At 31.4% G+C, this 14252-nt stretch carries 14 protein-coding genes; 8 read left to right on the top strand and 6 right to left on the bottom strand.

The features are described 5' to 3' along the window. The first annotated feature begins 54 nt into the window (after window positions 1–54). A complete protein-coding gene (locus MOO46_RS05790) occupies window positions 55–1455 on the top strand; it encodes an APC family permease (protein ID WP_249510741.1) in 1401 nt (466 codons plus the stop codon). Between the two features lie 37 nt (window positions 1456–1492). On the opposite strand, the gene MOO46_RS05785 is transcribed toward MOO46_RS05790, so the two are convergent. Then, window positions 1493–2713: an MFS transporter gene (locus tag MOO46_RS05785; RefSeq protein ID WP_249510740.1), complete on the bottom strand. Its 1221-nt coding sequence runs from the start codon at window positions 2711–2713 to the stop codon at window positions 1493–1495. A 278-nt stretch (window positions 2714–2991) separates the two neighbouring features. Here MOO46_RS05785 and pyrF point away from each other — a divergent pair, with 278 nt between their 5' ends. Both pyrF and pyrE read left to right on the top strand, forming a co-directional pair. Then, a complete protein-coding gene (gene pyrF / locus MOO46_RS05780) occupies window positions 2992–3708 on the top strand; it encodes an orotidine-5'-phosphate decarboxylase (RefSeq protein ID WP_249510739.1) in 717 nt (238 codons plus the stop codon). A gap of 1 nt (window position 3709) precedes the next feature. Further along, window positions 3710–4345, top strand: coding sequence for an orotate phosphoribosyltransferase (gene pyrE / locus MOO46_RS05775; protein ID WP_249510738.1), 636 nt, complete (start codon window positions 3710–3712; stop codon window positions 4343–4345). 51 nt (window positions 4346–4396) lie between these two features. On the opposite strand, the gene cls is transcribed toward pyrE, so the two are convergent. After that, window positions 4397–5851, bottom strand: a complete 1455-nt coding sequence (gene cls / locus MOO46_RS05770) for a cardiolipin synthase (protein ID WP_249510737.1) — start codon at window positions 5849–5851, stop codon at window positions 4397–4399. A 108-nt stretch (window positions 5852–5959) separates the two neighbouring features. Here cls and MOO46_RS05765 point away from each other — a divergent pair, with 108 nt between their 5' ends. Both MOO46_RS05765 and MOO46_RS07905 read left to right on the top strand, forming a co-directional pair. Beyond that, window positions 5960–6925: a baeRF3 domain-containing protein gene (locus tag MOO46_RS05765; RefSeq protein ID WP_249510736.1), complete on the top strand. Its 966-nt coding sequence runs from the start codon at window positions 5960–5962 to the stop codon at window positions 6923–6925. A gap of 211 nt (window positions 6926–7136) precedes the next feature. Further along, complete coding sequence (locus tag MOO46_RS07905; protein WP_317619380.1) at window positions 7137–7223, top strand: putative holin-like toxin; 87 nt, start codon at window positions 7137–7139, stop codon at window positions 7221–7223. Window positions 7224–7482: 259 nt separating this feature from the next. Here MOO46_RS07905 and MOO46_RS05755 read toward each other — a convergent pair whose 3' ends face one another. After that, complete coding sequence (locus tag MOO46_RS05755; protein ID WP_249510735.1) at window positions 7483–8208, bottom strand: helix-turn-helix domain-containing protein; 726 nt, start codon at window positions 8206–8208, stop codon at window positions 7483–7485. A 166-nt stretch (window positions 8209–8374) separates the two neighbouring features. Between MOO46_RS05755 and MOO46_RS05750 the strand changes: the two genes are divergently transcribed. Then, the gene (locus MOO46_RS05750) at window positions 8375–9292 is read left to right on the top strand and encodes a DMT family transporter (protein WP_249510734.1); all 918 of its coding nucleotides are present in this window, start codon (window positions 8375–8377) and stop codon (window positions 9290–9292) included. Between the two features lie 120 nt (window positions 9293–9412). Continuing rightward, window positions 9413–9598, top strand: a complete 186-nt coding sequence (locus tag MOO46_RS05745) for a hypothetical protein (RefSeq protein ID WP_249510733.1) — start codon at window positions 9413–9415, stop codon at window positions 9596–9598. A gap of 221 nt (window positions 9599–9819) precedes the next feature. Here the strand turns inward: MOO46_RS05745 and MOO46_RS05740 are convergent, their stop codons facing one another. Beyond that, window positions 9820–10026 carry a hypothetical protein gene (locus MOO46_RS05740; RefSeq protein ID WP_249510732.1) on the bottom strand — a complete coding sequence of 69 codons (207 nt, stop codon included), beginning with the start codon at window positions 10024–10026 and terminating at the stop codon, window positions 9820–9822. A 314-nt stretch (window positions 10027–10340) separates the two neighbouring features. Here MOO46_RS05740 and MOO46_RS05735 point away from each other — a divergent pair, with 314 nt between their 5' ends. Further along, a complete protein-coding gene (locus tag MOO46_RS05735; RefSeq protein ID WP_249510731.1) occupies window positions 10341–11165 on the top strand; it encodes a replication initiator protein A in 825 nt (274 codons plus the stop codon). A 299-nt stretch (window positions 11166–11464) separates the two neighbouring features. Here MOO46_RS05735 and MOO46_RS05730 read toward each other — a convergent pair whose 3' ends face one another. Continuing rightward, the gene (locus MOO46_RS05730; protein ID WP_249510730.1) at window positions 11465–12529 is read right to left on the bottom strand and encodes a M24 family metallopeptidase; all 1065 of its coding nucleotides are present in this window, start codon (window positions 12527–12529) and stop codon (window positions 11465–11467) included. Between the two features lie 75 nt (window positions 12530–12604). After that, window positions 12605–14245 (bottom strand): peptide ABC transporter substrate-binding protein, encoded by a 1641-nt coding sequence (locus MOO46_RS05725; RefSeq protein ID WP_249510729.1) that lies wholly within the window; start codon window positions 14243–14245, stop codon window positions 12605–12607. Window positions 14246–14252 lie beyond the last annotated feature (7 nt).

The raw sequence follows: 14252 nt of genomic DNA, 5'->3' as shown, positions 1-14252 counted from the left end.
TTAATAATAATATTTTATATTAATAATATAGAAAAAATTAGGAAGTGAAAATATATGAACGTTTTTAAAAAAGAATCAGTCCATACTTATATAAAGGCTGATCAACGATTATCCAAAAACCTTAACGCTAGGGATCTCATCGGATTAGGCATTGGAGCGGTTATTGGGACCGGAATTTTTATTTTACCTGGTCACGAAGCGGCTAGTCATGCTGGGCCGGCAGTTGCAATTGCATTTTTATTAGCAGCAATTGTTTCTGGAATGGTGGGAATGGCCTATGCTGAATTTTCTTCTGCAATGCCTATTGCTGGATCAGCCTATTCATTTGGTTCCATTATATATGGAGAAATGACTGGTTGGATTTTAGGTTGGGCGCTAATTCTAGAATATTTCTTGGCAGTTTCTGCTGAAGCAACTGGTTTTGCTGCTTACTTCAATAATAATATTTTAAGTGCTATGGGGCTTAATTTACCAAAAGCATTACAAAGTAGCCCAATGGAAGGTGGCGTAATTAATATTACTGCCGTCGCAATTGTGTTAATAATTACTGCAATTATTTTACAAGGAACCGAATTATCGAAAAGAATTGAAAATTGGGCGGTAGTAATTAAAGTTGCTATTATCATTATGTTTATCCTTGTAGGTATATTCTATGTTAAGGCTAATAACTACGTTCCATTTTATCCAAAAGAATTTCATAGTGTGCCATTTGGCATGGGTGGAATTTGTACCGCTGCTGCAACTGTTTTCTTTGCTTTTATTGGTTTTGATGCTTTAGCTGCTAATTCAGCCGAAACTATCAATCCAGGAAAAAACGTTGTTCGTGGAATTATTGGTACCGTTATTATTGCGGTAGTCCTATACGTGTCTTTTTCATTAGTATTAACCGGAATTGTTAACTACAAACAGTTAAATGTTGATGATCCAGCTGCATTTGCCCTACAAATAATTAATTTGACCGCATGGAATAAATTGATAACTGTGGGTGCATTAATTGGAATTTTTACCGCAATGGTTACAATGTTTATTGGTGGTTCTAGATTAGTTTATGCTTTGGGTCGTGACGGATTGCTTCCTAAAAGAATAGGCAAAGTATCCAAAAAGCATGCAGTTCCAAGTAACGCAATTATAATTGCAGCAATCGTGCAAGCTATCTTTGCTGGCCTAGTTCCATTAACCCAACTAGCATCATTAATTAATGCTGGTACACTAATCGCATTCACATTTATATCATTTGGTGTTATTAAACTGCGTCATCGTAAAGATATTCAAAATAATGGGTTCAAAATGCCATTCTATCCAGTTTTACCTATTCTAGCAGGAGCATTTAGTATTTTCTTTATTATCATGCTTCCTGATATCACTAAGATTTCGGTTGGTATATGGATTGTAATTGGATTTATCGTATACTTTGTTTATGGTATCCATCATTCTAAACTACAAAACGAAAAATAAAAGAATCCACTTTGAAATTTCAAAGTGGATTCTTATTTTATTTAGCTAATTTCTTTAAAGCTGGAATTGACATCATTGTAATGAAACTGAAGATGTACAGGCATGATAGAATTCCCATAATCATAAATAGTGAATGACTTTCCATCAATAATCCAATTACGAATGGTGAGAAACCACCAACTGCTCTACCAAATCCCATAATAACGTTGTTAGCAGTTGAACGAACTTCAGTTGGATATAGTCGACTAATAATTGCACCATAACCGCCGTACATTCCGTTAGAAAAGAATCCAACAACGGTTGAAGCTAGTAGTAAAGTAAAGCCATTAACCGCAATGGTGAGTCCATAAACTGCAACTGCTGCAAATAGTAAGAAAATTCCAAAGGCCTTACGAGGTCCTAATTTATCTAGAATGGTTCCAAAGGTTAACATTCCTGCACTCATTCCAGTAATTGTAACGATCATCCATAATGATGAACCTGAAACACTTAAACCTAATTGTTTTTGCATAATTGATGGTAACCAGTTAATTAATCCGTAGTATCCGGCAATTTGCACAATTACCATCACACCTAAAGCCATTGTTTGATAAGCAATCTTAGGAGTAGCAAATAATTTTTTCATTGAAACTTTAGGGCGTTTCTTATTGTTTTCCATTGCGGAAATAAATTCGGGGCTTTCTTTTAAGTGTCTTCTAATGACGAAAGCGAAGAAAATTGGGATAATTCCGACTAAGAATAATGCACGCCATCCAAACATTGGTACCATAAAGGCTGCTAGTAATGCCGCAACAATTGAACCTAATTGACCACCAATCGTTGAGATTGAAACTTTTTGACCTAATTGCTTTTTACCGAAGCTTTCACAGATCATCGCAACTCCAGCTCCGTACTCACCACCAGCACCTAATCCAACTAAGAATCTAAGAATTAGTAAAGTTGTAAAATCTTTTGCAAGAACAACTCCAGCAGTGGCGAAAGCGAAAATGAAAATTGTGTAGGTAAGAATCTTAACACGACCAAAGCGGTCAGCTAAAAGTCCAAATAAAATACCACCCAATAACGTTCCAAAAGTGGTAACCGTCGACAACATTCCAGCAGCAGCTGAAGAAATATGTAAACTAGCCATAATTGAGGTTAATGTGAAAGAGATAAATGATATATCCATACTTTCTAGCATTTGCCCAATCGAGGTTGATGCAATTACCCATTTTTGATTATTTGACGTTAAAGCGTGGTTCTTCTGCGTATTTTCCATATTCAATTCCTCCAAAACGAATGCTCGCAGACATTCATTATTTTTTTGAAATACCTATGACTAAGATATTTATATTCTTAAAAAATTATGCACTAAATTTTATTTTAATGCAAATTTATTTTTTGATTTTGCATTATCGTAATTTTAGAGTATAGTAGGTAGCAATAAATGATTTTAAATTAGTCCCGAGAGGCTAGCAAATCGATGAACGGAATAAATGTACCCTATCGTCGTCTAGTCTCTTTGATTAGACGACTTTTTTATTTGGAGGGTAATGAATGAAACCAGTTTTTATAGCGCTAGATTTTCCAAATGCAGAAAAAACATTTGAATTTTTAAAACCTTTTAACGGGATTAAAAATCTATCAGTTAAGATCGGAATGGAACTATTTTATCGTGAAGGTCCTGCAATTATTAAAAAATTAAGAAATCAAAATATTAATATCTTTTTGGATTTAAAATTACATGACATTCCACATACTGCTGAACAAGCAGCATTCCAATTAGCACAATTAGATATCCAATATACTACTATTCACGCTCTGGGTGGCGGTAAAATGATTCAAGCCGCTAAAGATGGTTTAAAAAAAGGTGCTGAAGAAAGTAATCACGAAGCTCCAAAATTATTGGCAGTCACCCAATTAACTTCTACTTCTGAAAGCCAACTTCAAATTGAAGAACAAATAAATCATAGTATGCAGGAGTCAGTCGCTCATTTAGCTAATATTGCCTATCAAAGTGGTGCTGATGGTGTGATATCTTCAGCCTTAGAAGATAAATTCATCCATGAAAAAGTAAGTGATAAATTGCTATGCATTAATCCTGGCATTAGATTAAAAAACAATTCTAAAGATGATCAGAAAAGAGTGGTCACACCAGCAAAAGCTCATGATTTAGGCAGTAACGGTATTGTGGTTGGAAGAAGCATTACACAATCAGATAATCCAGTTGAAACTTACAAAATGATTTATTCACAAATTAACGGAGGTAAATAATATGACTACAGAAATCAGCAAACAAATCGCAACCGACTTACTAAAAATTAAGGCGGTTTCACTATCACCAAATGAACCATACACTTGGGCTTCTGGTATTAAAGCCCCCATCTATACTGATAATCGTATTACAATTAGCTATCCAAATGTACGTGATCATATTGCTGAAGGCCTCGCTAAATTAATTCAAAATAAATTTCCAGAAGCAAATGTAATCGGCGGAGTTGCTACCGCAGGAATTCCACACGCCGCTTTAGTAGCAGAAAAATTAGACCTACCAATGATTTATGTTCGTTCAAAACCCAAAGATCATGGTCAAGGCAAACAAATGGAAGGTGTTGTCGATGAACATTCCAAAGTAGTTTTAATTGATGACTTATTATCGACTGGTAAAAGTGTGTTAAATGCTGCAAAATACTTAACTGATAATAAAATCAATGTAGTTGGTGTCGCTGCTATCTTTACTTACGGTTTGCCAGATAGCTTTGAAAACTTTGAAGAAGCTCATTTAGACTTTGATACTTTAACTAGCTACCCTGCTATTATTGAACAAGCTAAAGAAGATAATCTAATCTCAGCAGAAGAATTAAATTCCTTGAAAAAATGGCATCAAGATCCATGGAATTGGAAAAACTAATTAATATTCTTATAAACACAAAAAGGAATCTTAAAAAAGATTCCTTTTTCACTATAAAATTGGTGAAAACAACCGACTAAAGACCTGTTTAAATTTCATCCATGAAGATTGCTTATCCATCGTTTCAACTGTTTCTAAAGTACTATCCCGAATATCTTTAATATAAAGTGATCTTAATTGTTGACTAATGGCTTCATCATACAAAAAAGCATTAATTTCAAAGTTTAATTTGAAACTACGAAAATCAAAATTAGCTGAGCCAACCGATGAAACTTTTCCATCAACAACAATGGTTTTGGCATGTAAGAAACCCTTTTGATAAAAATAAATTTTGACCCCGTACTTAGCTAATTGCTTAGCATAATATTGAGTTGCACGGTAAACAAAGGGATGATCTGGCTTACAAGGAAGCATTATCCGAACATCAACACCTGACATTGCGGCACTTTTTAAAGCATCGGTAGTGCTATCGTCAGGAATTAGATATGGTGTTTGAATCCAACAATAATTTTTAGCAGTCTGAATTAGCTTAATATAGCCAAGCTTAATTTGTTGTAGATTAGTGTCTGGACCACTAGATACAATTTGAATATTAGTACTGCCCTCTTGATAAGTCGCTGGGAAATAAAATTCTTTATCTTTTTCTTCATCTATCGGCCGATGAATATCTGTAACATTCCAATCTAAAATAAACTGAGCTTGTAGATTATAAACAGAATTACCAATAATTCTCAGATGAGTATCACGCCAATTACCAAATTTCTTTTTGCGGTTTAAGTATTGATCACCAATATTAAAACCACCAACATAACCAATTTGTCCATCAATCACCACAATTTTACGGTGATCACGAAAGTTAATTCTAAAGTCGGTAATTGCAGAATGAGTATGTAAAAATGGTTCTGCTATGCCACCAACATCCACTAATGGTTGGAAAAATCGACGGGTTGTCCCCATGGATCCCCAACTATCATAAATAACATGAATGTGAATGCCCTGCTTGGCTTTTTTTATCAATGTATTCAAAACTTGTTTTCCAATTTCATCATTATAAAAAGTATAAAATTCGATATTAATAGATGATTTTGCTTTTTCAATATCACTTATCATTTTATTAAATAAGCTATTGCCATCAATAAATATTTTCACATGATTACGTCTTGATAAATCAGAGATACCGCTATTTTTAAACAGTTTAACTAAATTCTTGGCCGAATAGGATACCTCATCGGCCTTAATTTTTTTAGGATTGCTATGTAATCTAATTCGATTTTCTAATACTCGATAAATCTTCTTAATATCGCGATCTTGAAAACGAAATAAACGTTTTTTGGGCAACTTTCTACCAACAAAGGCATAGATAATAAATCCAATCACCGGTAGAAATGATAAAACTAACAACCATGCCCATGTGGCAGAAATTTCTCTTTCTTCTCTGAAAACAGTAATTAATGCTAATATTTCGTTGGCTAAAATGACAAAATCAATAAACGTCATTACGTCCATTTGAAGTCTTCTTTCTCATATAATTATAAGGATATTATAGCATATTATATTTTTATAATTATCTATCGTGATATACTATTAATATACAAAATTAAGGGGTGTGTAAAATTGACGTCCACAATTGAACTAAGAAACATGTTAACTTTAGACTATGAAATTGGTCCATTTATTTCTGTTTATGTTTCTTTTGATGAAATTACTAATAAAGAAGAATATTTCAACCTAATAAAAAATATAAAAACTAAATTTAATAACAAATATGATGAAAATTTATGGTCAAAATATGAACGTAAATTAAAAAAATTTAACTTTGAAAAAGATAAACATATTAACAATGGTAGTGGATTTGCTTTATTCATTAGTGTTAAGGCAGTTCATTCATTTACCTTAACCCAGCCGATTAATACTAAAGTCATTTTAGATGACACGATGGAAATATTACCATTAGTAAAAGAAATCCAATCTGAATTACACTATCGGATATTAATTTTAGAAAAAAATAATTTTAAAATTTATCGAATCGACAATAATAAAATCACTGAAATTAAATTGGTGAATAAGCCTATTTCAATTTTAATTAATGATGACCAAAAGAAATTTTATCAACTAGTTGATGAATATTTAACAAAGCAATTTAGCGATGATGATTATGTTCCTACTGTTTTAGTTGCAAATGAAGAAAATAGTAACTTATACTTTGAAATTGCTAAGCAAAATAAGGTCTTGAAAAATATCAATTATAAGACTGTTGGTGAAAAAATTAGTGAAGATCATTTGGATAAAGTTGTAAAAGATATAAATACACAATTTTATGCTGAAGGAATTCATAATAATCACTTCAACTATAAAAAAGCAGCTGCTAATAATACGGTTTCAAATGATTTAAATGAAATTATTTCTGATGCAATTGCTGGTAAGATTGACACTTTATTTATTAATGAAGAAAAGTACAATCATACCTATAATGATTTAGCAATTACCACGATTGGTTTTGCTGGTGAAGTAATTGTTTTATCAAAAGAACATATGCCAGTAAATGCTGATTGTGCAGTGATTAATCGTAAATATGTATAGTAAAAAGACTACTCAAAGTTAAATGATTTTTTATGGAATGATTTCGATGTTCAATCGATGTCATTCTTTTTTTGTATCAACGATATATATAATATTAAATTTAATGTATAATTCTTTTAGTAGAGAAGTTAATGGATGGTGACTGTCTTTTTTCCTAAAGAGGTGATTTCTATGGAAGCATGGAATAATCTACAGAAAGGTTTCACAGTCAATGAGCGTTTTTCAAGCTCTTAGCTTAATGTTGATGTTTGGCATGTTTATTTTAGCATTGCTAACATACATCAATAAGCATAAATAAAAAGCCGTCCCATTATATAACTTTGACCGGTTATGGGATAGCTTTAAGTAGTTGTTCGTAACTTATGTCACCGTCTTTTAAACGGCTTTATTTGGAAGTCCTGTTTGAGCAGGGCTTCTTTTTATTTACAGCTATAGTATATAATATATAGTTCATCTTGTCAGTAAATTAACATAAGATACAAATGTAGATTTATCTAAATTAATGAACATTTTTAATTTGTTAAATAAATATTAACACAAATACAGATTTTTAAATTTTAAAAGTTCATAATGTGAACATTATATCTGTTACCACCATTCTTTTTATCATATTTAAAGTAACGATTTCCAATGATATCTTTAATATTATTGGGAATATTATTTTTAGATATCGGTCTAGCTGCAGATACATAAGAACCTTTATATCTTAAAAGTGCCCATCTTTGATTTTTATTGTAGTCACCAACTGAAAATTTTAACCATTGACCTTCTCCAAAAGGATCAGAAGTCACAAACGCGTCTACTGGTTGAGGATCATCCCTCATTTCATAACCTTTTTTACCATTTCCATAATTAATAAATTCTTTTATTTTTTTAGTTGGTACTTTATCAGGTAAAACCGCATATCCATATCTAGTTGGTAAAAATGGATTAAATTCATCAATTCGATCAATTTGATGAATCCTACCATAAATAAAAATTCCTGAAGATAGTATCAATAATGTTATCAATACGAAGATACTAACCAATAATTTAAAATATCTGCGTTTCTTCCTAACGTCATTACTAATCTGTGCAACAACTTTATCTTGTTCACCTAATAATTCATTTAAAGAAATATGTAGAACTTTACTCATCTCAACTAAAATATCTAAATTTGGATAACTTTGGTCATTTTCCCATTTAGATAATGCTTGTCTAGTAACATGAAGTCGATCGGCCAATTCTTGTTGAGTTAAGTTCATTTTCTGGCGACCTTGTTTTATTTTCTGATTTAGATTCATTTAAGCCCTCCTTTACATCAATAAGTTACTATATTAGACAATAAAATGTCACGCAACTTATGGTTGCAAGTCTGATAATAGTGGTTTTTAAGCAATAATGAACATAGAACAAATAAAAAATGATATTGTTAATATATTCAAAAAATTTATGAAGGGAGTTACAAATTTGTTATATATATTAGGTATCATTGCCGGATTAGTCTTACCTATTCAAACGTCAGTCAATACCAATCTTAAAAATCACGTGGGTGGATCACCCTATTTAGCATCCATGCTATCATTCTCAGTTGGAACAATTGTCTTATTAATCGCCACAATTTTAAGTGGGCAATCATTATTCTTTTCACCGCAATTATTTTTGAACCAACCCATTTGGATCTGGTTTGGTGGATTATTAGGGGTAATTGGTTTAACAACTAACATCATTATTTTTCCATATTTGGGAGCTGTGCAAACAGTGATTATGCCTATTACTGGGCAAATCTTAATGGGGATGTTAATTGATAGCTTTGGTTTATTTAGTGCCCCATTCCATGCATTCACTCTTTTAAGATTAATAGGAATTGTGGTCTTAATAGCTGGAATCTTGATGGTCGTTCTACAAAAAAATGATAGTTCAGGTAATTCTGAACGTAGTAAATTACCATGGCAAATTTTAGGGATTATTGCTGGGATGTTTCAAGCATCACAAGCGCCAATTAATGGTCACTTAGGTGTTGTTTTACATTCATCAATTCATGCATCATTTATATCATTTCTAATTGGTGTAATTATTTTAATAATTATCGCCGGAATAACTGGAAAAGGATATCCTGGAATTACTAAAGGTTTTGGTAAAGGTAATCCTTGGTGGATATGGCTAGGTGGCGCATTAGGTACAATTTACGTACTAACTAATGCTGCATTAAGTCCAGTTATTGGCGCAGGAACTACCGTTGTATTAACCCTACTTGGTAATCTCGTTGGTAGTGTGCAAGTTGATAAATTTGGTCTATTAGGTTCACCCAAAAAAGCAGTTGGAATAAGACAATATACTGGACTAGTTATTATGATAATTGGTGTCGCAGTGATTAAATTATTCTAGAAATATAATGTAGGAGATTATAATTAAATGCCCCCACAAAAATTATATAAAAGCTTTTCCTTAATATTTGAAAGCATCTTTTGTTATAATTTATCTAATATTAATTAGGGGGAATAATTTATGAACAATAAAGAAATTGCTCTAGAACTTACTAAAGAATTTTTCAATCATGCTAGTTTAGATCCACAAGATGGCAAAACATATTTGGAAGCTTTTAATGAAGCATACACAAATATTTATTATAATGTTTGCCATTCAGAACAAGAATATCAAGAAAAAACTGATAAAGAAATCTATGGTAAATAATTAAAAGCACTTTCGATAAAATTATCGAGAGTGCTTTTATACTTTAAAATTACTTTATTTAAAAATTAATGGTATAAATATAAAACATATAATTATTGATAAACATGCTGCAACAACTAAAAAAACTAATCTTACAAAAATAAATTTTTTGGCAGATCTTTTATTATTATAATTATTTTTAATCTGTAATTGATCTATTTTAATCCTATGATGAATATTTTTTAATTCATTATCTGATATTTTTTGTCTTTGATAATATGATTATTATGTTCAATTTCATTTTGCCAACGCAACATTGTGGTTTTAGATGCAACATAAGGCTGATATTTACCTACATAATAATATTGGGCTTGTCTGGTAAAGTATATAGATAAGATAATTAATATAATAAAAACTACTAATATGATAATTCTCCTAAAATTCTGCAATTTAAACTCCTAAATATTTAAAATAACAATACACATATATAAGTATATAGATATAATTATAATTTACAAATAAATTCAAAACCGCTATACTTAAAAACATACAAATAAAGCCATAGAAAAAGAGCGTTGATCGACAATTATTGGTAGTAATTATCGACCAGCTAACAAAGTAAGCAGACTACTTGTTAACCTTTTAACGCTCCTTAGTTATTATATAAGAGCTAGGGATTCGTTTCAATATATTCAATACATATATGAGGGGACAAGTTTATTACTTGTGCCCTCTTTTTCTATCTAAAAAAGGATAGATAAAAATGAAACAATTTATAAAATTTGATGTAGAACTCCGTAATGATGATCGTTTAAACAATGATGCACGCCTTGCTTATGCTTATATTTATGATCGCATGTGTTCGTCAATTAAGCGTCGTGAATTTTTTGATAAAAAAGTAAATGATTATTATGTAATTTATACCGTGGATGAAATGATTAAAGATTTAGGTGTTGGTCGCAATACGGTAATTAATGTATATAAAAAGTTAGCTGAATTCGGTTACGTAATTAAGAAGAAAGTTTTTAATGGCGCGACCCGTTTCTTTTTACCCAATTCTCAGCATGATAATTTAAATAGTAAACCACATAGAGTTGAAAAAGTAACTCCTAATCAAAATAACTTTAAACAAACAACATCTAAAACAGATGTTACACAAGCAGTTAAAATTAGTCAGTTCGATTTAATGCAAAATATTGTGGATGGTCTTAAAAATAAGGCTTATTTTGACCAGGAATTAATTAATACTTTGGTGAAGTACTCAGAGAATGCTAGCTGTTTATATCATTATGCTCAATTAATTTTTAAGACTAAAAAAGCCTCACTAAAGCGTGCTATTAAGCATGGCTATAGTAAGGCTAAAAATGCATTAAGTTTTGAAACTAACTGCTATATGCAAAATGATTTAGTTAAAACGATGCGTAATTTAATTGTTCAAACTAGGACTAATCCTAAAATTCATAATAAATCAGCTTATATTGCCAAATCACTATATAAGTTTTTTGATGATACCGTGGAAATTTATCACGATAGATTGAATATGCATAAAGTAAAAGATTTTAGTATTCCAATCATCAAACTAGATTAGTTTATTTATAATACTTATTTAAATGATGAATCAACATCCAAATAAGAATCGCTATAACGATTACAATTCCAATGAATAAATGTACTAAGTTAACGAAGTCGCTGGTCATATCTAGAAACATATATAGTATTACTAAAAATGATCCTACGTAAATTAGACTCCTAAATGACCCTACAAGACCCATTAAAATCCATGATATAAATTTTATGATAACTCACTCCAAAAACATATTTCATTACCAAGTATATTAGAAAATAAAAATACCCGCTAGTGCATTTAAGCATTAGCAGGCTATATTTTTATAGAATGATGATTTCTTTAGGGGCAGTCGTCAAAACCTTATGTCCATTCTTTTGAACTAACACATCATCTTCAATTCGAATCCCGCCTTTACCCGGTAAATAAATTCCAGGTTCAGCAGTCATTACGTAATTTTCATATATTTTATCTTTAGTATTAGAACCTAAGATTGGCGTTTCGTGAATATCTAATCCAATACTATGACCACTCCCATGACCAAAATATTCTCCATAACCCTTATCAGTGATGTAATCACGAGCTGCTGCATCAACTTCTTTTCCATCAGCTGAATCTGTCATTGCATCAATCATTTTATTTTGGGCATCTAAAACTACTTGATAAGCATCTTTTAGTTCTTGTCCTGGATCACCAACTGCAAAAGTTCTGGTCATATCAGAAGTATAATCTTGATAATAGAAACCAAAATCTACAGTTACAAGTTCTCCATTTTCAATTTTTTTATCAGTTGCATCCCCATGTGGTAATGCTGAACGATAACCACTTGCTACAATCGTATCAAAGCTAGGCTTTTGCGCTCCATGTCTTAGCATGAAATCATACAAGAATAATGAAACCTCTCGTTCAGTAAGCCCGGCATGCACATATTGCAACATTGCTTCATAGGCCTGGCTAGCTAATTTAGCGGAATGTTCTAAAATACTAATTTCGTTTTCATCCTTAGTATCTCTTAATATTTCCACTAAATTAGTTTTAGAAACTAATCGATTAGGAAGCAATTTATTTAAGGTTTGATAAATTTGAAAGCTAAGTGAATCTTCAAAGCCAATTTCATAAGCAGTATTTTTTAAATATGTGGCAGCTGTTCCATAATAATCACGCGTAATTTTTAATTTAACGTCATTTGGCAATTTGTCTTGCATCTCTAATTCGTATCTAGAATCAGTGATTAAAACTTGTTCATTATCAGTAATAACCATGCAACCATCACCATCTAATCCATGAAAATTAGCAAAGTAATTTAAGTTAAATGGATTAGTAATAATAAAATTGTGAATATTATTTCGATGCATTAACTGTTTAAATTTTTCAATGCGCTTATTCATATGAAACACCTCTAACAAATAAATTAATATAATTATAAATTATTATTGAATAAAAAGCGTTTGCAAAGCTCAAATTTATTTATCACTAACATATGCTTTAGCAAAGTCCCAACTATCACCAGTTGAATTATATCTAAGTCCGTGGACATTGGTCTTAACTAATGTTGGTGTTGCATTCTGGTATAAGTTAACGGCTGAAACATCTTTATCAGCTAACTTACCAGCTTGTACCATATCATCCCAACGTTTACTTTCATTATTAGAATTAGTATTTTCAGCATCGTTCATTAAAGCATCAAATTTATTGTTTTTCCATTTACTAAAGTTCATTGAATTAGTAGATTCTCTAGTATCTAAAGTAGCTGATGGATCTGGGATTCCAGGATTCCAACCAGTTAGACACATATCAAAGTTTTGTGATAGTAATCTAGAAACTCTTTGTTGGCTAGGTAATGCAACATTGGTCACTTTTAGTCCTGGTAATTTAATCCATTGACTTTGCATATATTCACTAACTGATTTGGCAGTATCACTATCATCAGCTGTTAATTTCAAATCTAGACTACTTTTACCGACTTCTTTTAATCCTTGTTGCCATAATTCTTTGGCTTTATTCATATCATAAGCACTAGCACTTTTAACTTGAGCAACTTTAGCAAAATCTTGGCCTTTATATGAAGCTAAACCGCTAGCAACGAAACTCTTTAGTGGTTTGGAACCATCACCTAAAACATCATTGACTAATTGATTACGATCTAGTGCATAAGAAAGTGCTTGTCTTAATTTTAGATTCTTAAAAGCTGGTACTCTTTGTTGATTTAATTCGACATAATCTGAGTTAGCAGTGTTTAACTTATGTAACTCAGGAGAATTATTGTAATTATTAACTTGTTGCTTACTATTCAAGCTTAATTGGTCTAACATGCCGGTTTGATATTCATTCATTCCAGTTTCTCCATCTTTTACAACATGAAAATCAACCTTATTTAGTTTTACGCTTTTAGAATCCCAATAATTATTATTCTTCTTTAAGCTCCAATTATCGTTAGTACCGTTCCAATTTTCAACAGTGTATGGTCCATTATAGACTTGATTAGCAGATTTAGTTCCGTAAGATTTACCATACTTTTCAACGACTTTTTGATTTTGTGGATACATAATTGAACCGGTTGTTAGATATTTGAAATAAGTTTGTGGCTTACTTAAGTTAACAACAAAAGTGTAATCATTAGGTGCAGATACTCCTAGTGAAGTCGAAGGCGCTTTACCCTTACTTACTGCATCATAATTAGCAATGTGATCTAAGATATATGAATCTTGAGAAGCAGTTTTAGGATCAGCACTTCTTTGGAATCCATAAACAAAGTCTTTGGCAGTGACTGGATCACCGTTACTCCATTTTTCATGTCTTAAATTAAAGGTATATGTTTTCCCATCTTTAGAAACATGATAATTTTTGGCAACTCCACCATCGAGTTCATTACTCTTTGGATTAACTAATAGCCCTTGATCAGCATTAGCTAAAGTTTCAGCACTGGTTGATTCAACAATAGTCGATGGATCTAAAGTTCTAATATTACCCTTCTCCATCCATTTCAATGTTTTAGTTTTGGCACCACTTGATAGATTACTTCCATTAGCTTGGTTTCCACAAGCAGCTAATCCTAAACTTGATAATGCTGTTAAAGCCATTACTGATAATACTGATTTATTCATCTTATAA

The sequence above is a fragment of the Apilactobacillus apisilvae genome (genome assembly GCF_023380225.1).
Classification (GTDB): domain Bacteria; phylum Bacillota; class Bacilli; order Lactobacillales; family Lactobacillaceae; genus Apilactobacillus; species Apilactobacillus apisilvae.
The sequence above is the reverse complement of the archived record's forward strand: the minus strand, read 5'-3'. Positions and strand labels throughout refer to the sequence as shown.

Bases quoted from the DNA above. Each gene is read 5' to 3' on its own strand.
- MOO46_RS05755 (WP_249510735.1), bottom strand. From the start codon at position 8,208: ATGAATCTAAATCAGAAAATAAAACAAGGTCGCCAGAAAATGAACTTA.
- cls (WP_249510737.1), bottom strand. From the start codon at position 5,851: ATGGACGTAATGACGTTTATTGATTTTGTCATTTTAGCCAACGAAATA.
- MOO46_RS05745 (WP_249510733.1), top strand. From the start codon at position 9,413: ATGAACAATAAAGAAATTGCTCTAGAACTTACTAAAGAATTTTTCAAT.
- MOO46_RS07905 (WP_317619380.1), top strand. From the start codon at position 7,137: ATGAGCGTTTTTCAAGCTCTTAGCTTAATGTTGATGTTTGGCATGTTT.
- MOO46_RS05735 (WP_249510731.1), top strand. From the start codon at position 10,341: ATGAAACAATTTATAAAATTTGATGTAGAACTCCGTAATGATGATCGT.
- MOO46_RS05725 (WP_249510729.1), bottom strand. From the start codon at position 14,245: ATGAATAAATCAGTATTATCAGTAATGGCTTTAACAGCATTATCAAGT.
- MOO46_RS05730 (WP_249510730.1), bottom strand. From the start codon at position 12,529: ATGAATAAGCGCATTGAAAAATTTAAACAGTTAATGCATCGAAATAAT.
- pyrE (WP_249510738.1), top strand. From the start codon at position 3,710: ATGACTACAGAAATCAGCAAACAAATCGCAACCGACTTACTAAAAATT.
- pyrF (WP_249510739.1), top strand. From the start codon at position 2,992: ATGAAACCAGTTTTTATAGCGCTAGATTTTCCAAATGCAGAAAAAACA.
- MOO46_RS05785 (WP_249510740.1), bottom strand. From the start codon at position 2,713: ATGGAAAATACGCAGAAGAACCACGCTTTAACGTCAAATAATCAAAAA.
- MOO46_RS05790 (WP_249510741.1), top strand. From the start codon at position 55: ATGAACGTTTTTAAAAAAGAATCAGTCCATACTTATATAAAGGCTGAT.